Source organism: Xanthomonas arboricola pv. guizotiae (genome assembly GCF_002940205.1).
Lineage (GTDB): Bacteria > Pseudomonadota > Gammaproteobacteria > Xanthomonadales > Xanthomonadaceae > Xanthomonas > Xanthomonas arboricola_C.
Map to the genome: position 1 here is coordinate 114,040 of NZ_MDSK01000004.1, position 21,143 is coordinate 135,182.

Sequence of the window (21,143 nt, forward strand, 5' to 3'; positions counted from 1 at the left end):
TTTGGCCGACCAGCGTCACAGTTGCAGCATCGCCCAAGGCGTGGGCAGGCGCCCGTTCGCCTCGCTCAAAAACTGTAGGCCAGCTGCGCGTAAATGCGGCGCGGTTCACCGGGAAAGTGCCCGGTGCGTTCGGTGAATCCGCTGGCGGCATAGACCTTGTCGAACAGGTTCTTGACGTTGACCTGCAGTTTCCAGGCATCCCACTGCGTCTGCCAGCTGATGTCGAAGATGGCGTACGGCTTGACGCGCTGGCCTTCCAGGCTGACCCGCTCGCCCACGTAGTCGGCACCGAAGGCAATCGCCGAGTTCCAGGCCGGCAGGTCGTAGCGCGTCCACAGGCCGAAGGTGTTGCGCGGTGCATTGGCGAAGCGGTCGCCGGACGCATTGGTGATGCCGTTGGTGCCCGCATCGAGCACGCGTGCATCGTTGTAGGCGTAGGTCAGGTTGAGCACCCAGCGTTCGGTGAGGTCGGCCAGCAGATCCACTTCCAGGCCTTCGCTGCGCACCAGGCCGAGCGCGGAGAGCTGATTGACGCCATCGACGATACTGCCGTTGGCCTGCACGATATTGCTGCGTTCGATGCGATACAGCGCGGTGTTGAGCGTCAGCCCGCCATCGTTGAGCGCGGTCTTCAGGCCCACTTCCCACTGCGTGCTGCGCTCGGGATCGAACGGCCCGCCGACGCTGCTGTCCTGATTGGCCGCATCCTGCGGCAGGAAGCCGCTGGCATAACTCGCGTACGCGTTGATGCCATCGCGCAGCACGACGGTGCTGCCCACACGCCAACTGAGATCGTTGCCGGTGACGCGCGAGCCGTCCAGGCGGTTGTCGTCCTTGAAGCCGTCCCAACGCAGTCCGGCCATCGCAAACCAGCGCGGCGTCAGCGTGAGTTCGTCCTGCAGATACGCGCCGTAGCGCTGGCTGCGTGTACTGGTGGCGCGCCAGGGCAGGCTGTCCAGGCCGTAGTCGTAAAAGCCGCTGCGGCCGTACACCGGGTTGAACAGATCGATGCCCGGGACCGGCCCACGCACGCGGCCGGTGTCTGCGGTGTTGGCGGTCTGCGCGCGGAAATCCGCATCCAGCCGGTAGTAGTCCGCGCCCATCAGCAGCTTGTGCTCGATCCTGCCGATGCGGGTGCGGAACACCGCGTTGACGTTGCTGGAGATCGCATCGTTGTCGCGGAACTGGTTGCGCAGCTGCCGCGTCATCCATTCGGCGGTGCCGTCGCCATCGCGATCGATCAGGCCCATCGGCTCGTGATAGATCTGATGCTCGTCGTTCTTGAACCAGCGCACCGCCATGTCCACATCCCACGCATCCGATGGTGCAAAGCGGTACTGCGCGAACGCCACCTTGGCGCGCATGTCGAGGAAATCGGTGGGCTCGTTGTGATTCCAGCGACGGTCGGTGAGGAAGTTGCCGTCGTCGTCCACCGGCACGCCGCGCAGGCGATTGCCGCCCAGGTTCTGGGTGATGTCGGTGTACTGCAGCGTGAGCTCGCCGGTCTGGCCGATGTCGAACGCCACCGACGCATCGCCGATCTGGCTCTGGCTATCGGTATTGCGGCGAAAGCCATCTTCGCCATCGGCATAGGCGCCGATGCGGTAGCGAATGCGCCCGTCGTCGCGTACCGGCCCGGTGGCCTCGAACGAGGCCGCACCGAAGGATTGATTGCCCACCTGCAGCTCCACCCGACGCGCGGCCTGATGGCCGGGCTTGCGGGTGACGTAATTGATGACGCCACCGGGTTCGCCGCCGCCGTACAACGCACCGGCCGGGCCCTTGAGCACTTCCACGCGTTCGATATTGAACAGCTGCGGCACCGAGAAGCCGGCATACGGGTCGCCACGCAATCCGTCGTACAGCACGTTTTCCTGGCGGAAGCCGCGCAGGGTGACGCCGGCATAGCTGAAGAAACTGATGCCGCTGATGCTGCGATACAGATCGGTGATCTGGCGCGCGGCCTGGTCGTCGATCAGTTCGCGTGGCAGCACCTGCACCGACTGCGGCACCAGCGACAACGGCGTATCGGTGCGTGTGGCCACCGCCGCATCGTCGGATTTGTACAGCGTCTGCGCACGGCCGACGACGTCGACGCCATCGAGGTCGGTGACGGTTGCCGAGGTGCTGGTGTGGTGTTGGGCGAAGGCGCGGGGCGAGGGCAAAGCCAAGGCGGCGGCGAGTGCGGTGACAAGGAGCGTGGGGCGCATTGTTCACTAATGGGAATGGTTATCAAATGCATCTTAGCATGTTGTGCTCGCTTGATTGGGCCGATCGGTGGACGGGCTTCGTTGCTGTGCAGAAGCGCAGAAGTGCGGAAGTGCAGAAGCGCGGAAGTGCAGAAGTGCAGAAGCGCGGAGCATCCCTTCTCCCACCGGGAGAAGGTGCCCTCACCCCAACCCCTCTCCCGGCGGGAGAGGGGTTTGCTCAAGAGCGCTGCCCTTTTCCCACCGGAGAGGGGCTTGCCCGGTATCTGGCGCGCGCTGTTGCCGGCAGAGGCGTGACCAGAACAGCTCAATGACGTTTTTGCGTTTGTCCAGACCCCTGTCGACTGTCGAAACCTGTGTCGACACTCGAGACAGCAATAACCACGCCTATTTCGGCTGCAGTTGCAGCGTATAGCGGGTTGCGGTCGGCAGGAACGGGGTCGGCCGGCCGTGCACCCAGTCGTCGTGCCCTGCGCCCCAGAATGGCGACAGGGGATGTCCGCTCTGGCCGCCCGGCATGTGCACGATGCCATCCTGCTCGTGGCCGGGCGACACCACCATGCGTTCGGAGGCGCCGAATGCCGGGCCTTGCACGCGCGGCATGTCGCGATCGCCGGGCAGTTGGTCGGGCGGCATGCACAGCCAGCGCTTGGCGAACGCAGGCAATGCCCGCGCGATCGGGTGGCAGATGGCGGCGGTGTTGCGTTCGCCCCAGGTGCGTTCGCTCAAGGCGCCGTCCTGCGCAGCGAGATCGGTCTGCGCATTGCGTGCAGCCTCGGCAAGCAGCTGATCCCAGCTCGCATAGGCGGGCGGCAGCAGATGCGCCGGGCGCTGCTGCAGCAACGGCCAGACGATGCCTTCCAGCTGCGCGCGACGCGGCGGCAGGAAGTCCTTGCCAAGCGCGGCTTTTGCCGGCGCTAGCAGGCCGGCTTCCACTGCGTCGATGGTCATGCCGCGAAAGCCGCGCACGATGCGGTAGCTGGTCGAGCGGGTGGATGCGTGCCCGTCCCACTGCCGGGTGGCGGCTTCGATCTGCTGCAAGGCCGGGTCCTTGCTGTGCTCGACCACGCTGCGCAACAACTGCCACCACCGCGTGAGCAGCACGGCGCGATCGTCGAGCTGGATGGCGAGCAGGTCCAGCTCGTTGAAACGCTGCCTGGCGAACAAGTCGTCGCGGATCTGCTGCGCACGCGCACCCAGGTCGTAGCCGGCATTGCCGAGCGTGGTCAACTGCTGCGCATCGACGACGCGGCTGTTGGCGGTCCAGAGCCGGTGCGAGGGAGGATCGATCAGGGCCGGGGCAGCGTCGCTGCGCACCGGCCAGGGCAGGCAGCCGCCCGGCGCTGGCGCCGCCGTTGCCGCAGGCGATGCCGCGTCCGCACCCTGCGCCGAGCTTGCCAGTTCGGCGATGCCGCTCGGGCCACAGACGGCATTGCGTACCGGGCGCGCACCGATCAAGCGCCAGGCGATGCGCCCGCTGCGATCGGCCAGCAACAGGTTCTGTGCCGGAATGCCCGAGCGATCCGCCACTGCAAAGGCGGCCTGCACATCGGCCGCCGTACTCATCTGCGCAAAGTCCAGCCGGATCGCGCCGGGCAGCTGCGCGGCCCAGCGTAGCGCGAGCAGGCTGCCATCGGCGTTGTCGTGCAGGACCGGGCCCCAGGCGCTCTCGCGCACCGCAAAGCGCACCGGCGCGGCGCCGGCCACGCGAATGGTCTCGACATGGGTGGTGAGCGCTTGCGGATGACCCGGCGTGGCCGGCGCAATCCGCGCAAAGTCGGCGGTGTCGATGTAGCTGTTGGTAAAGGCCCAGGCCACATGCCCGTTGCTGCCGACCACCACCGCCGGCAAGCCGGGCAGGGTGAAACCGGTGACGTCCACCTTGCCGTCGGGCGCACTGGTGTCCGGGTAACGCAGGCGTGCGCGGAACCAGATGTTGGGCGCGCGCAGGCCCAGGTGCATGTCGTCGGCGACGATGGCGCGGCCGTCGCTGGTGAGGCTGCCGTCCACGGCGAAGTCGTTGCTGCCCGGCGTCGGCGGCTCGGCGCCGGTGGGGGCGGCTGGATGCGGCAGGCGGCGCAGATCCAGGGCGGCGGCGTCGGGCAGCACGGCATCGCCGTGCGCGGGGCCGAACAGCGGGGCATCCCAGCTGGAGCCTTGATGGTCGAGCAATGCCGCCAGCGCCGCCGGCACCACCGCACGGATGCGGGCGGCTGCCAGTTCGGTCTGGTTGTCGTTGTCCTGCAGGTCGGCATACATCGCCATGCCGGTGAGGATGGAGTCGTCCAGCGTCCACGCGCGCGGTGTCTGCCGCAGCAACAGGTACGGCCAAGGGCGCACGCGCAGTGCAGCCAGCCCGGCATTGACGCCCTCGGTATAGGCCTGCAGCGCCGCGCGCTGGCTGCCGGCGGCGACATCCAGGCTGGCATGCACGCGGGCACGCAGCCGGTGCACGCGATTGCGTTTGTCCAGGTCCAGCGCTGCGGCGCCGAACAGCTCGGACAACTCGCCGGCCGGTGCGCGGCGCATCAGGTCCATCTCGAAGTAGCGCTCCTGCGCGTGCACATAGCCGAGTGCGCGCATGGCATCGACCTGGCTGGTGGCATCGATGGTGACCACGCCACGCCGGTCGCGTTGCACGCTGACCGGTGCCGCCAGGCCCTGCAGTGCGCTGTTGCCATCCAGCTGCGGCAGGCTGCCACGCATCAGCAGATACACGGCCAGCACGGCCGCCACGATCAACACCACGATTGCCAGCAGCAGCCGGCCCAGCCATTTGCGCATTGTCGAGTCCTTGAGTTCGGTCACAGTGTGGCGGCCGCTCATGACCATGGCGGGTCTGGCCGCAAGCGCAACTGAAAGTGATTCCGATTAGATCATTGCGCCGCGGCTTAGGGCACCATGCGCGCATTGCGTCGCTGGAGCACATCATGAAAGGCCATCCCGAAGTCGTCGACTACCTCAAGCAGCTGCTGCGCGGCGAGCTGGCGGCACGCGACCAGTATTTCCTGCACTCGCGCCGTTACGAGGACCAGGGCCTGATGGCGCTGTACGAGCGCATCAACCACGAAATGGAAGAGGAGACCGAGCACGCCGATGCGCTGCTGCGGCGCATCCTGTTCCTGGAAGGCGACCCGGACATGCGGCCGGCCGAGTTTGCGCCAGGCAAGACCGTGGTGGAGATGCTCGAGCGCGATCTGGTGGTGGAATACGAAGTGCGCGCCAATCTCGCCGCTGGCATGAAGCTGTGCGAAGAGCACGGCGATTACGTCAGCCGCGACATCCTGCTCAAGCAGCTGCAGGACACCGAAGAAGACCACGCCTGGTGGCTGGAGCAGCAGCTCGGCCTGATCAAGCGGATCGGCCTGGAGCTGTATCAGACCTCGAAGATCGACAAGGGCCACGTCGCCGGCTGAGCCCGGTGACTGGGCACTGCGCAGCCGCCGAGCAGGCGCAGTGCAGGGTTGCAATCGGCAGGTGCCGCGCGGTGCGTTGCCTTGCTGCGTGGTCTGCGTCAGCTGCCGGCGGTCTGCGGCGCTGTTGCTCGGCGGCTTGCGCTGTTGTGCGAGCCATGGCGTGACGCAACGCCACGCGGTCCTGAGCGGCGCGCGCTGCGCTGCCTGTGCGACGCCTGCGGCGCCCGACTGGGGCGTCGGCAGCGCTCGCCGATCACAAAGTTCGCCCGCGACCGTCAGTTGCGTTGCAGGCGATAGACGCCGGTCAACAGGGCAGTGACGCCGTCGGCACGGAAGCGCGGCTCCAGATCGAGGATGTCGCGGTGTTCCAGTTGCTGTACCTGCCATTGCGTGTCGAACAGTGCGTGCACCGCGGCAGCGTCCACCGAAAACGGCGGCCCGGCCTTTTCGGCCTGCGGATATTCCAGGGTGATCAACAGCCCGCGGCATCCCGCAGGCAGGCGCGCGTAAGTGGTGTACAGATACTGTTGGCGCAAGCTGGCCGGCAGGGCGATCAATGCGGCGCGGTCGTAGATGGCGCTGCAATCGGCCAGCACGCTTGGTTCCAGTGCAAACGCGTCGCCGCAGATGATTTCGATCGGGCCGGCGATAAAGTGCTCGCCCGCGCGGCTGCTGTGGCGCTGCGGTTGCAGGCCGGCATCAGCGAAGAATTGCGTCACCGCCAGCGGCGATATCTCCACGCCCAGCACGCGATGGCCTTGTGCGGCCAACCAGTGCAGGTCCAGCGTCTTGCCGCATAACGGCACCAGCACGCGGGCAGCCTTCGGCAGCTGCAACGCCGGCCAGTGCTTTTGCAGCAACGGCATCACCTGGTCCTGATGGAAGCCGGTCTGACCGTTCTGCCAACGCTGCAGCCAGAAATCTGTGTCCATGATGTTGTCTTGTCGGTTTGCGTTGACGAGTGACGTGATGCAGGCAATGGCAATGGCACTGCAGATCGAAAGGAACCGCTCAGACCACATCGCATCGCCGTGCGACATGCACTGCGCACAACTACTCACACCGACCATCTTGACCGGTCCTTGTCCGCCCACCGTCGCGGGACCTTACGCGGCATGGATGCCGCGTAAGAGCCTACAGGGACGTACTTGCGGCGTGTCCTGCGATGGTGGGCGGGCAAGGGCCCTGCAGCAAGGCCGCAGTCTCTCGCTCTACAGCCGACGCATCCGCACCGTTCGATTACCTCTCAAGGCGATGCAGAGCTTGAGCCTCAGCGTGATCTCGCCGTTGCAAGCCAACCTGGCCGAGGGCACGATGCCCTAACGCCGGCAGCGTCCAGCTGGCGGTAGTTTTGTGGGTCGCTCAAAACCGCACGGCAAACGCGCCATTGCGCGGTGCGTCAGCGAATCACCGTTACTGCACTTCCAGCCCGTCCACCTTTTGCCACCCTCGCGGCAACAATGCCCCGCGACTCGCACGTGCACCCACATACGTATCCAGATCCTTGAACGACAGGCTCATGGTGCGTGCACCGCTGCGCACCAGCAGCGTGTTGCCCGGAGCCACCGCCACCACCGCGACCACGCGCTCGGTGCCGAGCTTGGCCTTGGGGATGTCGATGATCTTGTTGCCTTTGCCCTTGTCCAGCTCGGGCACATCGCTGGCGGTCACCGCCAGCAGATTGCCGGCACTGGTAACGGCGACGATGCGGTCGCTCTGCGGGTTGGTCACCTGCGCAGGCGTCAGCACATGCGCGCCGGTTGTCAGGTTGAGCATCGCCTTGCCGGCCTTGTTGCGGCCGGTGAGGTTTTCGAAGCGGGTGACGAAGCCGTAGCCGTGCGAGGACGCCAGCACGAAGCGGGTGGCGTTGTCGGCGCTGGCCATGACCTGGAACGCCGCGCCCGAGGCCGGCGAGAAACGTCCGGTCAACGGTTCGCCATTGCCACGTGCCGAGGGCAGGGTATGCACGGCGGTCGAATAGGCGCGGCCTTCCGAATCCAGGAACGCCACCTGATGGGTGCTGCGGCTGCGCACCGCCGCCAGCAGGCTGTCGCCTTCGCGGTAGGACATGCCGGCCGGGTCGACCTCGTGGCCCTTGGCCGCGCGTACCCAGCCCTTTTCCGACAGCACCACGGTCATCGGTTCGCTGGCGACCATCTCGGTTTCGTCGATCGCCTGCGCGGCGCCACGCTGCACCAGCGGCGAGCGACGCGCGTCGCCGAACTTCTTGGCGTCGGCGGTCAGCTCGTCCTTGATCAACTTCTTCAGCTTGGTCTTGCTTTCCAGGATGGCCAGGATCTGCGCGCGTTCCTTGGCCAGGGCTTCCTGCTCGCCGCGGATCTTCATTTCTTCCAGGCGCGCCAGCTGACGCAGCTTGGTTTCCAGGATGTATTCGGCCTGTTCCTCGCTGAGCGCGAAGCGCGCGATCAGCACCGGCTTGGGTTCGTCCTCGCTGCGGACGATGCGGATCACTTCGTCCAGGTTGAGGAAGGCGATCAATAACCCTTCCAACAGGTGCAGGCGGCGCTCGACCTTCTGCAGGCGATGGTTGAGGCGGCGGGTGACGGTGTCGCTGCGGAAGCTCAGCCACTCGCTCAGCAAATGCCTGAGGTTCTTGACCTGCGGGCGGCCATCCAGGCCGATCACGTTGAGATTGACGCGGTAGCTGCGCTCAAGGTCGGTAGTGACGAACAGGTGCCCCATCAGCTGCTCGGCATCGACACGGTTGGAGCGCGGCACCAGCACCACCCGCACCGGGCTGGTGTGGTCGGACTCGTCGCGGATGTCTTCCAGCCATGGCAGCTTCTTGGCGCGCATCTGCTGGGCGATCTGTTCGATCACCTTGGACGGCGAGACCTGGTACGGCAACGCATCGATGACGATGTTGGCGTGTTCTTTCTTGTAGGTGGCGCGTGCGCGCGCACTGCCGTGGCCGGTCTCGTAGATTGCGCGCAGATCGGCCACCGGGGTGATGATCTCGGCGGTGGTCGGGTAGTCCGGGCCGAGCACGTGTTCGCACAGCTCGGCGACCGTGGCATCGGGGTTGTCGAGCAGGCGCAGCAGCGCGCTGACGATCTCGTTGAGGTTATGCGGCGGCACGTCGGTGGCCATGCCCACCGCGATGCCGGTGGTGCCGTTGAGCAGCAGGTGCGGCAGGCGCGCCGGCAGCCAGGTCGGCTCTTCCAGGGTGCCGTCGAAGTTGGGCGCCCAATCGGTGGTGCCCTGGCCGATTTCGCCCAGCAGCACCTCGGCGATCGGGGTCAGCTTGGATTCGGTGTAGCGCATCGCCGCGAACGACTTGGGGTCGTCGGTGGAGCCGAAGTTGCCCTGGCCCTCGATCAGCGGGTAGCGATACGAGAACGGCTGCGCCATCAGCACCAGTGCTTCGTAGCAGGCGCTGTCGCCGTGCGGATGGTACTTACCGATCACATCACCCACGGTGCGCGCGGATTTCTTCGGCTTGGCAGCGGCATTCAGGCCCAGCTCGCTCATCGCGAAGATGATGCGCCGCTGCACCGGCTTCAGGCCGTCACCCAGGAACGGCAGGGCGCGGTCGAGCACCACGTACATCGAATAGTCGAGATAAGCGCGTTCGGCGTACTCGCGCAGCGGCAGCTGCTCGAAGCCGTGGAAGGTGGGGCGGGTCAGATCGGTCATGTAAAGCCAGGTCCTACGAAAGAGGAGCCCGCGCCGTGGCGCGCGCTCGAAGAGCGCCGATTATCCGGATGCGGCGGGGGATGCCAAGCCGCGCGCATGCGTGCCGGCCAGATAACGCGTGGGTGGAGCGCCGAAATGGCGGTGGAACACACTGACGAAGGCGCTGGGGCTGCTGTATCCGAGCTGGTCGGCGACCTGGGCGACCGGCCTGCCCTGGCTGAGCCGTCGCAGCGCCTCTGCCAGCCGGGCCTGCTGCCGCCACTGCGCGAAACTCAGCCCGGTCTCGCTGCGGAAATGCCGACTCAGGCTGCGCGCCGACAGCCCGCCCCAGTCGGCCCAGGCGTCCAGCGGGCGCGGGTCGGCCGGGGTATCGAGCAACTGCCGGGCGATGCGCAGCAGCCGCCGGTCGGCCGGCATCGGCAGGTGCAGGTGGTCGATCTGCACCTGGTGCAGTTCGTCCAGCAGCACCGCGGCCAGGCGTTGCCGGGCGGGGTTGAGCGGCTGGCCCAGCGGCCAGTCGGCCGCGCGCATGATCACCTCGCGGGCGAGCCCGGTCAGGCGGATCACCCCGCCTTGCGCGGGCAACGCGGCGCAGGCGTCCGGCCGGACCACCACGCCCCAGCCGCGCAGCGGCCCGGCCAGTTCCACGGTGTGCTGCTGGCCGGGCGGCATCCAGCCGGCGCAGCCCGGCGGTAGCGACAGGCTTCCCTGCTCGGTGTGCACCGTCAGCACGCCGTGCTCCACATACATCAGCTGCCCGCGGACATGCGCATGCCGAACCGTTTCCGGCGCCCATACCGCGCGCAGGTCGGCCAGGAACGCGATCACCTCCGGTCCGTCGGCCCACTCGAAGCTGTCGCGCACGCCGGGTGGCAGGGCATCGACCGTGGTTGGCGGGTTTTCGACAGTCATTGGCGCAATTGTATTACCGGGCCATGGACACAGGCGCGTAAGGTGGCGATCCTTGCTGGCGATGTAATCCCTTTAGAGATATTTGCTTTGACAAATATATTTTTCAGAAGAAAATAGCCCGCCATGAATGACCTCTCCACCGCCTCGCCGTCGTTCGGCCTGCTGTTGCGCCAGGTGCGCGATGCGCTGATGCGTCAGCTCGATGCCGAAATGAAGGGCGAGCTGCCGGACTTCGGCTTCAGCCACTACGTCGGCCTGAAGATCCTGGCAGTGCGCTCGCCCTGCACGGCCAACGAGCTGGCGCTGGCGCTGGACCAGACCCCGAGCGCGGTCACCCGCCTGCTCGACAAGCTCGAAGCGCTCGGTGCGGTGCGACGCGAGCCACATGCGCAGGACCGGCGCGCGCTGCAGATCGTCATGACCGAACAGGGCGTGGCGCTGTGGGAGCGCCTGAAGCTGCGCGGCGAGCGCGCCATCGAGCATGGCTTGCGCGACCTGGCCCCGCCCGAGCGCGAGCAACTCACCTCTCTTCTCATCCGTGTCCGCGATGCACTCAACTCATGAACGCTGCTAGTTCCCCGATCCAGATGCTGCGCCTGCGGTCCACGCAGCTTGCGCGGCCGCTCGCCCTCACTGCGCTGACGCTGGCGCTGGCCGCCTGCGCCAGCAGCCGTGGGCTTGCCCCGCAGGGCACCATGCTGGAGCCGGGCGCGCTGCATGCCGAGCGCACCCTCGCGCAGGCCAACCTGAGCCCGGCCGCCTGGCCGGCCAGCGATTGGTGGCGCGCCCTGGGCGATGCGCAATTGAACGCGCTGATCGGCGAAGGCCTGCAGCACAGTCCCAGCCTGGCGGCGGCCGATGCGCGCCTGCGTCAGGCGCAGGCACGCATCGGTAGCGCGCAGGCCGATCGCGGCCCCAGCCTGTCGGTGTCCGGCGGCTATGCGGGCGTGCAGTTGCCCGAATCGATGGTGGGCGAGGAGCGCGGCGGCAAGTTCGGTGGCAACGGCCAGCTGGTGCTGGACTTCCGCTATGGCGTGGACCTGTGGGGCGGCAAGCGCGCCACCTGGGAAGCGGCGGTGGACCAGGCGCATGCGGCCGAGGTGGACGCACAGGCGGCACGCCTGAACCTGTCGGCGGCGATCGCCGAAGCCTATGCGCAGCTCGACTACGCATGGCGCCTGCACGACGTGGCCAACGATGAGTTGACCCGCGTGCAGAAGACCCTGGAGCTCACCCGGCAACGCCGCAGCGCCGGCATCGACAGCGAGTTGCAGGTGCGCCAGGCGCAGGCCCGCGTACCGTCGGCGCGGCAGCAGCTGCAGTCCGCGCAGCAGCAGATCGACGAGGCTCGCAACGCGCTGGCCGCGTTGGCCGGGCAGGGCCCGGATCGCGGGCTGGAGATCGCGCGCCCGACGCTGGGGGCGGCCATCGCCGCGCAGCTGCCGAGCAACCTGCCCGCCGACCTGCTGGGCCGCCGCCCCGACGTGGTCGCCGCGCGCTGGCGTGTGGAGGCCGCCGATCAGGATATCGCCGCCGCCAAGACCCGCTTCTACCCCAGTTTCAACATCACGGCGCTGGGCGGTGTGGTGAATCGCGATGTCGGCCAGTTCCTGGAAAGCGCCTCGGTGTTCGGCGTGGTTGCGCCGGCGCTGAGCCTGCCGATCTTCGATGGCGGCAAGCTGCGCGCCAATCTGGCCGGCAGCGATGCGCAATACGACCTGGCGGTGGCCGATTACAACCAGAAAGTGATCGACGCCCTGCGCGAGGTAGCCGACCAGGTCAACGCCGTGCGTTCGCTGGAGCAGCGTGCGCGCGCGCAGGACGACGCGGTGCAGACCGTAACCGCCGCCTTCGAACTGGCGCAGCAGCGCTACCGCGCCGGCATCGGCAGCTACCTGGAAGTGCTCAGCGTGCAGGAGCAATTGCTCACCGCACGCCAGCGCATGGCCAGCCTGCAATCGCAACAACTGTTGGCCTCGGTGAGGTTGCAGCGTGCCCTGGGCGGCGGATTCACGCCGGAACCTGCGCGCGATACCGCACACGCCGCGACCACTTCCGCACAACCGAATTCCTGAGACAGCGACGATGAGCCAGACGACTCCAACTTCTTCCCAACCTGCGCCGGCCGCGCCCAGCAAGCGCCGCGCGGCGCTGCGCATCGTGGCCATTGTGGTGATCCTGGCGATCATCGGTCTTGTGCTGTGGTACTTCCTGGTCGGCCGCTGGCACGAGGACACCGACGACGCCTACGTGCAGGGCAACCAGGTGCAGATCACCCCGATGGTCGGCGGCACCGTGGTCAGCATCGGCGCCGAAGACGGCATGCGCGTGGAGCGCGGCCAGTTGCTGGTGCAGCTGGACCCGGCTGACACCGCGGTCGCATTGCAGCAGGCCGAGGCCAATCTGGCCAAGACCGTGCGCCAGGTGCGTGGTCTGTACCGCAGCGTGGAAGGCGCGCAGGCCGAACTGTCCTCGCGCGAGGTGAGCTTGCGCAGCGCACGTGCCGACTTCGCACGTCGCAAGGATCTGGCCGCCAGCGGCGCGATCTCCAACGAAGAACTGGCGCATGCCCGCGAGGAACTGGCCGCGGCCGAAGCGGCGGTGAGCGGTTCGCGCGAGAGCTTCGAACGCAACCGCGCGCTGGTGGACGACAGTGCGGTGGCCAACCAGCCGGACGTGCAGACTGCCGCCGCGCAGCTGCGTCAGGCCTATCTCAACCATGCGCGCACCGGTGTCATCGCGCCGGTGTCCGGCTACGTGGCGCGTCGCTCGGCGCAGCTGGGCCAGCGTGTGCAGCCCGGCAGCGTGCTGATGGCAGTGGTGCCGCTGGAGCAGGTGTGGGTGGAAGCCAACTTCAAGGAAACCCAGCTCAAGCACATGCGCCTGGGCCAGGAAGTGGAACTGCATTCGGATCTGTACGGCGGCGGCGTGGACTACACCGGCCGCATCGAAAGCCTGGGCCTGGGCACCGGCAGCGCGTTCTCGTTGTTGCCTGCGCAAAACGCCAGCGGCAACTGGATCAAGATCGTGCAGCGCGTGCCGGTGCGCATCGCGGTGGATGCCAAGCAACTGGCAGGCAATCCGCTGCGCATCGGTTTGTCGATGAAGGTCGACGTCAACCTGCACGAACAGCAGGGCAGCGTGCTGCCGACCAAGTTCGCCAATGGCGCAGTGTTCTCCACCGACGTGTATGCGCAGCAGTTGCAGGCCGCCGACGCGGACATCCAACGCATCATCCAGGACAACCTGCCTGCGCAGGCTGCGTCCAAGGTGGGCTAAGCCAGCATGTCTTCGCAAGCTCCCACCGCGCCGGGCGGTCCCTCGGCCCCTGCGCCCGCTGCCGGCTTTCGCCCGGCGAGCGTGGCGCTGTGCACCGTGGGCCTGGCCATGGCCTCGTTCATGCAGGTGCTGGACACCACCATCGCCAACGTCTCGTTGCCGACCATCGCCGGCAATCTCGGCGCCAGCTCGCAGCAGGCCACCTGGGTCATCACCTCGTTCGCGGTCAGCACCGCGATCGCCCTGCCGCTGACCGGCTGGCTGAGCCGCCGCTTCGGCGAGACCAAGTTGTTCGTGTGGTCGACGCTGGCCTTCACCGTGGCCTCGTTGCTGTGCGGTCTGGCCCAGAGCATGGGCATGCTGGTGGTGGCGCGTGCGCTGCAGGGGTTTGTCGCCGGGCCGATGTACCCAATCACCCAGAGCCTGCTGGTGTCGATCTACCCGCGCGAAAAACGCGGGCAGGCGCTTGCCTTGCTGGCGATGATCACCGTGGTGGCGCCGATTGCCGGCCCGATCCTGGGTGGCTGGATTACCGACAACTACAGCTGGGAATGGATCTTCCTGATCAACGTGCCGTTGGGCATCATCGCCAGCAGTATTGTGGGTTCGCAGTTGCGCCATCGCCCCGAGCAGCTGGAAACACCGCGCATGGACTACATGGGCCTGATCCTGCTGGTGGTCGGCGTGGGTGCGCTGCAGCTGGTGCTGGACCTGGGCAACGACGAGGACTGGTTCTCTTCCGGCAAGATCGTGGTGCTGGCCTGCGTCGCTGCCGTGGCGCTGGTGGTGTTCGTGATCTGGGAACTCACCGACAAGGATCCCATCGTCGATCTCAAGCTGTTCCGGCATCGCAACTTCCGCGCCGGCACGCTCGCGATGGTGGTGGCCTATGCGGCGTTTTTCAGCGTGAGCCTGCTGATCCCGCAATGGCTGCAACGCGACATGGGCTACACCGCGATCTGGGCCGGCCTTGCCACCGCGCCGATCGGCATCCTGCCGGTTTTGATGACGCCGTTCGTGGGCAAGTACGCGCTGCGTTTCGACCTGCGCATGCTCGCCACCGTCGCCTTCATCTTTTTGTCGTTCACCAGCTTCCTGCGCTCCAACTTCAACCTGCAGGTGGACTTCAGCCATGTGGCCACCGTGCAATTGGTGATGGGCGTAGGTGTGGCCTTGTTCTTCATGCCGATGCTGCAAATCCTGCTCTCGGACCTGGACGGGCGTGAGATCGCCGCAGGTTCCGGCCTGGCCACCTTCCTGCGTACCCTGGGCGGCAGCTTTGCCGCATCGTTGACCACCTATCTGTGGGCACGCCGCACCCAGGTGCACCATGCGCACATCACCGAACACATCTCGGTGTACACCCCTGGCATGCAGGAGCAGGTCACCGCGATGGGGCAGGGCGACCTGCAACGCGGCGCGGCCTCGCTCAACAACATGATCAATCACCAGGCCTCGCAGATGGGCTTCAACGACATCTTCTACCTGCTCGGCTGGACCTTCCTGGCGATCATCTTCTTCCTGTGGCTGGCCAAACCGCCGTTCGGTGCGGGCGCGGGCGGCGCAGCGGCGGCGGGCGGGCATTGAGCACGGATGACAAGGCGTTTGGCCGCTCTAACATCGGCTAAGACAACGACCTCATGCCGGTCTAGTGCAGAGCGGGTGATCTGCGACTTGGCTGCAGGGCCCTTGCCCGCCCACCCTCGCGGGACACGCCGCAAGTACGTCCCTGTAGGCGCTTACACGGCATCCATGCCGCGTAAGGTCCCGCGACGGTGGGCGGGCAAGAGCCAGTCGGGATGGTCGGTGCGCGTAGCGCCTTGCAAAGCAACCAGCAAACCGTTTGGAGCGGTGAGGGCACTGCAGCCTTGACCGACGCAGATGCGGCGATTCGTGTGTTCGCGCTCAATGTGTCGCTGTTTCCGGCGTCCCGCAATGCGCTGGACAGCCTTGCCGAGGCGTATGAGGCAAGCGGAGATCTCGCCCGTTCGAGCACCATCCGGCAGGGCATCAAGGACATGGCCGCCCCGCCCGGGAAACAATGATTCGACCGAGGGCGTGAAGCCTCAGCTGTTTGTTGCTGGTTGCAGCTTGACTGCCCGGTTCGGTGGCGCGTCGCCGTTGTCGGACTTCGGTTCGGCATGTTCGGTGTCATGGCGCGGCGTGTCGTCCTGCAGGGGCGCGAGCAGTTGCAGCGGCTTGCCCTGGTAACGGAACTCGAGCGCGTCCTCTAACTGACGCAGTGCTTGCACCTGGGTGCACAGCGCGTTGGCGCTGGCCTCGATGGTGGACGCCTGGGCATCCAGCATTGCATCCAGGTGGCCCTCCATCTGTTGGGCGCGTTTGTCGATTCCGTCCGAACGCCCGGTGACGATCTGCCAGAGCATGTGGCGCGCGATGCTGCCCTTGAATTGCTCGGCTTCGTGTTCGACGTAATTTGCGAAGTTGCCGTCGAAGGCCTTCTGCTCCCAACGCCCCTTGCCCAGGGTGTCGTCGACATATGCGCGTGCGCGTTTGCGCAGCCGTTCGATCTTGCGGGCGTTGAGCGCACTGCCTGTCATGACCTCGATGACACCGCCGAGTGCGTCGTAACTGAGGTCGATCACCTGATAGGCAATGCCGGCAACCTGCGGCATCAGTGCGCGGGTGCGCTGTTCCATCTTCCCAAGGCGTCGTGCATCGGCCGTGCTGGTCTGCTGCAGCTTGTGGTCGATGCTCAGTTCGCCGCCGTGGAAGAAAATTTCGCGTGGCCAATCGCTGTCGCGGTAAAGCCAGATGCCGCCGCTGTCGGCGAGCACGTTGAACGGCGTGCCGAGACCGCATTGCTGCGAAGACACCTGCGCACGATGGCGCGGGGCATCGTGTTTGTCGGTCTGCTGTGCCCGTGCATGCGGACTGACAACGGCCGGCAGCAGGGCAAGCCAGAGGAGGATGCGCATGGGGCGTGCTGCCGTCGTGGAGGCGTTGCGCATGGTCGCCACAGCGGCAACAGCTGGTCGCGTGTCGAAAGTCACTGGCGCCGCACCCTTGCGACGCTGCCGATCGGCAGACATCACCGATGCCGATACACCATCGTGCAATCGCATGGCCCAGACGCAAAAAACCCCGCCAGAGCGGGGTTTTTTACGATCTATCGTGAGTCGTGGTGCCCAGGAGAGGACTCGAACCTCCACGAAGTTGCCCCCGCTAGCACCTGAAGCTAGTGCGTCTACCAATTCCGCCACCTGGGCGACTCAGGACGCGAATTGTGCAAGTTGCGCGTGACGCTGTCAACGCATCCGGCACAATTTTTCCTGGTGGTCGGTGCCTGCCGGCGACGGGAGGAGACGGCGTGGCGGACATGCGCACTGCATGCCCGCCACGACACCGGATTACGGCAGCTGCGCCGCCTGCAAGCTGACCTCCGCACTCTGCACCGGTTCGCTTGCCGAACGCGCCAGCTGCACGCGATAGGTGCCGGCGGCAATCGTCCAGTGACGCGCCTTGGCATCGAAGTCGGCCAGCGTCTTGGGCTCGGCAATCACTTGCACGCTGCGCTTTTCGCCCGGCTTGAGCGTGAGCTTCTGCCAGCCGATCAACCGCCGCGGGGTGGCGTGGCCGTCGGGCAGGGTGACGTAGAGCTGCGGCACGGCGGCGCCTTCGCGCTGGCCGATATTTTCCACTTCGAAGCTGGCGGTGAGCTGGCTGCCGTTCGCCTCCACGCGCAGCCCACCCATGCGGAACTGCGTGTACGACAGGCCGTGGCCGAACGGATAACGCGGGGTCAGCTTGCGCGCGGCGAACCACTTGTAACCGACGTTGGCGCCTTCGATGGCGTAGTCGATGCTGTCTTCGCCCGGCTTGGCCGGCTTGAACCCCAGGCCCGGAATCGACGGGCGCGGCAGCTGCGATTCGTCCACCGGCCAGGTCACCGGCAGATGGCCGGAGGGATTCACCGCACCGGTCAGCAGGTTGGCGATCGCCTCGCCGCCGCCGATGCCCGGGTACCACGCCTGCAGCACCGCCGGCACGCGCTCGGCCCACGGCATGCGCACCGGGCCGTTGGTTTCCAGCACCACGGTGGTCCTGGGGTTGGCCTTGGCCACCGCCTCGATCAAGGCATCCTGGTTGTCGGGCAGGCGCATGTCCGGCAGGTCCACCGATTCGGCCGCCCATTGGGTGGCGAACACGATCGCCACCTCGGCCGCCCTGGCGGCGCGTGCGGCAGCGGCGCGATCCTTGCCGTCCACATAATCGATCTGCACGTTCGGCAACGCCGCACGCAGTGCCTGCAGCGGCGAGGACGGATGGATGATCACCGGGCCGGGCCAGGTGGTCGGGGTGATGCCGGGCACCGCATTGCCGCCGTTGATGGTGTAGTCCACGCGCGAGGAACCGCCACCGGACATCACGCCCTTGTCGGCATAGCCGCCGATCACGGCAATGCGGCGCACGTCCCTGGACAGCGGCAACGTGGCCTGCTCGTTACGCAGCAATACGCTGCCTTCTTCGGCCACATGCTGCGCAGCCGACAGACCGGCCTTGCCATCAATGGGCTGGCGCTGGGTCGGGTGATCGAAGGCGCCATGCGCGAACAGGCTGCGCAACACGCGCCTGACCATGTCGTCGAAGCGCGCGCGCGGCACCACGCCGGCCGACACCGCCATGCGCAGCGGCGCATCGAAGAACACCGCCGCGTCGAACACTTCGCCGGCCGATTGTTGATCCAGGCCGGCCAGGGCCGCCTTGGAGCCGCTGTGCACGCCGCCCCAGTCGGACATCACGTAGCCGGGGTATTTCCATTCCTGCTTGAGCACCTGGTTGAGCAGGTAATCGTGCTCGCAGCCGTAGATGCCGTTGATCTTGTTGTAGGAGCACATCACCGAGGCGGGGTCGCCGATCTGCAACGCGATCTCGAACGCCAGCAGGTCCGATTCGTGCATCGCCTGCTCGCCGATCTCGGCGCTGTGGAAATTGCGTCGCGTCTCCATGTCGTTGAGCGCGTAGTGCTTCATCGTCGACAGCACGTGCTCGCTCTGCACGCCGCGGATCGACTCGCCCACCATGGTGCCGGCCAGTAGCGGGTCTTCGCCGGCATATTCGAAATTGCGTCCGTTGCGCGGGTCGCGCTGCAGGTTGACGCTGCCGGCCAGCAATACGTTGAAGCCTTGCTGCCAGGATTCGCGGCCCATGGTCTTGCCGCCGGCATACGCCAGTTGCCGGTTCCAGCTCGACGCGGTCGACGGGCCGGACGGCATCGCGGTGGCGTAGTCGCCCTTGCGGATGCCGCCGGGGTTGGTCACGCCTACGCCGGCATCGGCCAGCTGCTGCGCGGGGATGCCCAAGCGCGGAATACCGGGCACATAGCCAGCCGAACCCAGCGCGCCTTCGGGCTTGGGGATCTTGTCGGTGCCCAGGCCAAAGTAGCTGCGCAGCATCTGGAATTTTTCGTCTTCGCTCATCTGCGCCAGCAAGCGGTCGGCGCGCTGGTCCGCAGTCAGTGCGGTGTCCATCCACGGCTGCGAAGACGGCGCGTTTTGCGCGACTGCCAGCGGTGCAGCCAAGGCGATGCCGAGACCCAGGACCACCGCCGGAACCAACGGACGCGGGCGATGCGGGCGGCTTGTAAACGTTTTCATATCGAGCTGTGGCACGGGGTGTCCTTGTAGTGCTGGGTCATGACAAATAGGGGGCACCGAAGTGCCCGATCAGCTGGGCGCGATTGCGCGCCAGGCCGTTCGCCGGGAAGGGCCTGGCGGTTAGAAGTCGGTCTGCGCGGTGCGGAGTACCGGATAGAGCTGGTAGCGCTCATCCCACGATGCGTGGCGCTTGGCGAAGAATTCCAGGCGTGCCTGCGGGTTCTTGGCAAAGTCCGGATCGCTGGCGATGCGCTGTTCGAACTGCGCCTTCAATGCAGCATCGTTGGCCAGCATGTCGCGCGCCACTTCTTCGGCGACATAGGCTTCCATGTATTCCTTGCGCTCGAACGCGGTATTGAAAAAGCCCCATTGCAGCAACGAATCCGGTGCCTGCGGTTCCAGTATCGCCATCACCAGGCGCGCCTTGGCTTGCGCGATCGGCACGAACAACGAGCCGGCTGGAACGTTGCGGGTCTCATCGCGCCATTGTCCGTTGACTTCGACGGTCTGATGGCTTTCGTTGGAGCGTGCCGCGAACTTCGCGGTGTCGGCGCGGAAGGCCTGCACCGTGCGCTCCGCTGCACTGCCGATGGTCTGGAAGTCGATGCCATGCAGGCGTAGTTTCTCGCCTACCAAGGCGGCTTGCGCGGCCGGTACCAGATAGCCGCCGCGCGGCGCATCCACCACCACATCGGGCTTGATCTGGTCGCGCAGCGGCACTTTCCAGAGTTGCGGTTTGCTTTCGTCGTAGCGCGTCATCAGCGCGCCGGAAATCGGCGAGGGCGTGCGCGTGTACGCGTAGCCACGAAACGCGACCGTGCGCGGCTCCGGGCCGGCCGCAAAACTCAACGGCTCGGACGTGCCAGCCAGCTGCGTGGCGCGTTGATCGGCAGCCAATGCATCCGTGCGCCACTGCGCGCCGTTGCGTGCAGCCTGCTGCAGCACCGAGACGATCGCATTGCGGGTGACCCGCACACGCGTGGGGTAATCCTTCCACGAATGCGTTTCCACCAACATGCCGAAGCGGTTACGCAGCAGGAAATAGCCATGCGAAAAACGTGGCGGCGACACGTCGTCGGCAAAACCCGAGGTCGGGTCGTCCTCGTGCACGAACGACGGGTAATACGGCAGCGGCAGCGAGCCGTGTTTTTTCAGGTCGGCAAGCACCGCATCGCGCCAGCGCGTGCCATCGCGTTGCAGGGTCGCATCGCCGGCATGCACCGGCTCCACCTGCACCGACACGTCGTGCTCGAACTTGGCGCCATCGGTGACGTGCAGGTCCACATACATCAGCGGGTCCCATTGCTGCACCAGCCGCAGCATCGCCTGCATTTCCGGCGCATCGGCCTTGACGTAGTCGCGGTTGAGATTGAGGTTCTGCGCGGTGGTGCGCCAGCCCATCTGCTCGGGGCCGCGTTGATTGGGGCGATTCCAGGCGCCGAAGCGCTCATGCCCGTCGACGTTGAACACCGGCACGAACACCCACACCAACGTGTCGAGCACGCCTTTGCCGGCCTTGCCGTCGAGCAATTCGCGCAGGGCCAGAAAGCCCGCGTCCTTGCCGTCGATCTCGCCGGCATGGATGCCGCCCTGGATCAACACCACCGGCAGCTTGCGCTGCGCAGCCGACTGCGCGTCGAGCGCGCCACTGGTGGAGGCGATCAAGGCCTTCATCGGCCGGCCTTCCGGCGTGGTGCCGAACTGGATGCAGCGCACCGCCTGCGGGTAGCGCTGCGCAAACGCATCGCACAGCGCGACGACTTCGTCGTAGCGTCCGGTCTGCACGAAGCCGCTGCGCTCGGCCTGGGTGGTCAGCGGGTCGGCGGCCAGTGCGGCGGGGGCGGTGGTCAGCAGCAACAGGCTCAGGGCCAGGCGGGTGAGGCGGGGCATCCAGCGGTCCAGTGTTCCAGGAAAACGTTTGCAATGTAGCCGAGCCGGCGCACAAGGCCAATCTGCACTGCGTCATGGTCTTACTGCGATCAATACCGCACGCCGGTTTCAAGCGGGCGCTGCAGTGGGTGTGCGTATCGCTGCGCTGCCAGCGGCATGCAAGC

14 protein-coding genes and 1 tRNA gene are annotated in these 21,143 nt (G+C 66.5%); 6 read left to right on the plus strand and 9 right to left on the minus strand.

Annotated elements, in window-relative coordinates:
- Window positions 1-65: 65 nt before the first annotated feature.
- Window positions 66-2,210 carry a TonB-dependent siderophore receptor gene (locus XarbCFBP7408_RS03915; protein ID WP_104561566.1) on the minus strand — a complete coding sequence of 715 codons (2,145 nt, stop codon included), beginning with the start codon at window positions 2,208-2,210 and terminating at the stop codon, window positions 66-68.
- A gap of 384 nt (window positions 2,211-2,594) precedes the next feature.
- Window positions 2,595-4,991: a penicillin acylase family protein gene (locus tag XarbCFBP7408_RS03920; protein WP_181106205.1), complete on the minus strand. Its 2,397-nt coding sequence runs from the start codon at window positions 4,989-4,991 to the stop codon at window positions 2,595-2,597.
- A gap of 146 nt (window positions 4,992-5,137) precedes the next feature.
- On the opposite strand from XarbCFBP7408_RS03920, the gene bfr reads away from it, so the two are divergent.
- Window positions 5,138-5,623 carry a bacterioferritin gene (gene bfr / locus XarbCFBP7408_RS03925; RefSeq protein ID WP_039511630.1) on the plus strand — a complete coding sequence of 162 codons (486 nt, stop codon included), beginning with the start codon at window positions 5,138-5,140 and terminating at the stop codon, window positions 5,621-5,623.
- A gap of 275 nt (window positions 5,624-5,898) precedes the next feature.
- Here bfr and XarbCFBP7408_RS03930 read toward each other — a convergent pair whose 3' ends face one another.
- The 3 genes from XarbCFBP7408_RS03930 to XarbCFBP7408_RS03940 all read right to left on the minus strand — a co-directional run bounded on the left by XarbCFBP7408_RS03930 (window position 5,899) and on the right by XarbCFBP7408_RS03940 (window position 10,192).
- Complete coding sequence (locus XarbCFBP7408_RS03930; protein ID WP_104561664.1) at window positions 5,899-6,555, minus strand: thiopurine S-methyltransferase; 657 nt, start codon at window positions 6,553-6,555, stop codon at window positions 5,899-5,901.
- 481 nt (window positions 6,556-7,036) lie between these two features.
- Window positions 7,037-9,280 (minus strand): DNA topoisomerase IV subunit A, encoded by a 2,244-nt coding sequence (gene parC / locus XarbCFBP7408_RS03935; protein ID WP_104561568.1) that lies wholly within the window; start codon window positions 9,278-9,280, stop codon window positions 7,037-7,039.
- 60 nt (window positions 9,281-9,340) lie between these two features.
- The gene (locus tag XarbCFBP7408_RS03940; protein WP_104561570.1) at window positions 9,341-10,192 is read right to left on the minus strand and encodes an AraC family transcriptional regulator; all 852 of its coding nucleotides are present in this window, start codon (window positions 10,190-10,192) and stop codon (window positions 9,341-9,343) included.
- 123 nt (window positions 10,193-10,315) lie between these two features.
- On the opposite strand from XarbCFBP7408_RS03940, the gene XarbCFBP7408_RS03945 reads away from it, so the two are divergent.
- The 5 genes from XarbCFBP7408_RS03945 to XarbCFBP7408_RS22665 all read left to right on the plus strand — a co-directional run bounded on the left by XarbCFBP7408_RS03945 (window position 10,316) and on the right by XarbCFBP7408_RS22665 (window position 15,516).
- Window positions 10,316-10,756 carry a MarR family winged helix-turn-helix transcriptional regulator gene (locus XarbCFBP7408_RS03945; protein WP_016904051.1) on the plus strand — a complete coding sequence of 147 codons (441 nt, stop codon included), beginning with the start codon at window positions 10,316-10,318 and terminating at the stop codon, window positions 10,754-10,756.
- A 23-nt stretch (window positions 10,757-10,779) separates the two neighbouring features.
- Window positions 10,780-12,267, plus strand: a complete 1,488-nt coding sequence (locus XarbCFBP7408_RS03950; protein WP_181106223.1) for an AdeC/AdeK/OprM family multidrug efflux complex outer membrane factor — start codon at window positions 10,780-10,782, stop codon at window positions 12,265-12,267.
- Window positions 12,268-12,277: 10 nt separating this feature from the next.
- The gene (locus tag XarbCFBP7408_RS03955; RefSeq protein ID WP_104561574.1) at window positions 12,278-13,471 is read left to right on the plus strand and encodes an efflux RND transporter periplasmic adaptor subunit; all 1,194 of its coding nucleotides are present in this window, start codon (window positions 12,278-12,280) and stop codon (window positions 13,469-13,471) included.
- A 6-nt stretch (window positions 13,472-13,477) separates the two neighbouring features.
- On the plus strand, window positions 13,478-15,058 hold the full coding sequence (locus tag XarbCFBP7408_RS03960) for a DHA2 family efflux MFS transporter permease subunit (RefSeq protein ID WP_104561576.1): 1,581 nt from the start codon (window positions 13,478-13,480) through the stop codon (window positions 15,056-15,058).
- A gap of 281 nt (window positions 15,059-15,339) precedes the next feature.
- Window positions 15,340-15,516, plus strand: coding sequence for a hypothetical protein (locus tag XarbCFBP7408_RS22665; RefSeq protein ID WP_181106207.1), 177 nt, complete (start codon window positions 15,340-15,342; stop codon window positions 15,514-15,516).
- A gap of 21 nt (window positions 15,517-15,537) precedes the next feature.
- Here XarbCFBP7408_RS22665 and XarbCFBP7408_RS03965 read toward each other — a convergent pair whose 3' ends face one another.
- The 4 genes from XarbCFBP7408_RS03965 to XarbCFBP7408_RS03980 form a co-directional block, all read right to left on the minus strand.
- Window positions 15,538-16,644 (minus strand): DUF2884 family protein, encoded by a 1,107-nt coding sequence (locus XarbCFBP7408_RS03965; protein ID WP_146093734.1) that lies wholly within the window; start codon window positions 16,642-16,644, stop codon window positions 15,538-15,540.
- Window positions 16,615-16,701, minus strand: a tRNA-Leu gene (locus XarbCFBP7408_RS03970). The genes XarbCFBP7408_RS03965 and XarbCFBP7408_RS03970 overlap by 30 nt, the downstream gene beginning before the upstream one ends.
- 141 nt (window positions 16,702-16,842) lie before the next feature.
- A complete protein-coding gene (locus XarbCFBP7408_RS03975) occupies window positions 16,843-19,032 on the minus strand; it encodes a beta-glucosidase family protein (RefSeq protein ID WP_181106225.1) in 2,190 nt (729 codons plus the stop codon).
- 177 nt (window positions 19,033-19,209) lie between these two features.
- Window positions 19,210-20,979, minus strand: coding sequence for a M14 family metallopeptidase (locus XarbCFBP7408_RS03980; RefSeq protein WP_104561582.1), 1,770 nt, complete (start codon window positions 20,977-20,979; stop codon window positions 19,210-19,212).
- Between the last annotated feature and the right edge of the window lie 164 nt (window positions 20,980-21,143).

Bases quoted from the DNA above. Each gene is read 5' to 3' on its own strand.
- XarbCFBP7408_RS03915 (WP_104561566.1), bottom strand. From the start codon at position 2,210: ATGCGCCCCACGCTCCTTGTCACCGCACTCGCCGCCGCCTTGGCTTTG.
- XarbCFBP7408_RS03920 (WP_181106205.1), bottom strand. From the start codon at position 4,991: ATGCGCAAATGGCTGGGCCGGCTGCTGCTGGCAATCGTGGTGTTGATC.
- bfr (WP_039511630.1), top strand. From the start codon at position 5,138: ATGAAAGGCCATCCCGAAGTCGTCGACTACCTCAAGCAGCTGCTGCGC.
- XarbCFBP7408_RS03930 (WP_104561664.1), bottom strand. From the start codon at position 6,555: ATGGACACAGATTTCTGGCTGCAGCGTTGGCAGAACGGTCAGACCGGC.
- parC (WP_104561568.1), bottom strand. From the start codon at position 9,280: ATGACCGATCTGACCCGCCCCACCTTCCACGGCTTCGAGCAGCTGCCG.
- XarbCFBP7408_RS03940 (WP_104561570.1), bottom strand. From the start codon at position 10,192: ATGACTGTCGAAAACCCGCCAACCACGGTCGATGCCCTGCCACCCGGC.
- XarbCFBP7408_RS03945 (WP_016904051.1), top strand. From the start codon at position 10,316: ATGAATGACCTCTCCACCGCCTCGCCGTCGTTCGGCCTGCTGTTGCGC.
- XarbCFBP7408_RS03950 (WP_181106223.1), top strand. From the start codon at position 10,780: ATGCTGCGCCTGCGGTCCACGCAGCTTGCGCGGCCGCTCGCCCTCACT.
- XarbCFBP7408_RS03955 (WP_104561574.1), top strand. From the start codon at position 12,278: ATGAGCCAGACGACTCCAACTTCTTCCCAACCTGCGCCGGCCGCGCCC.
- XarbCFBP7408_RS03960 (WP_104561576.1), top strand. From the start codon at position 13,478: ATGTCTTCGCAAGCTCCCACCGCGCCGGGCGGTCCCTCGGCCCCTGCG.
- XarbCFBP7408_RS03980 (WP_104561582.1), bottom strand. From the start codon at position 20,979: ATGCCCCGCCTCACCCGCCTGGCCCTGAGCCTGTTGCTGCTGACCACC.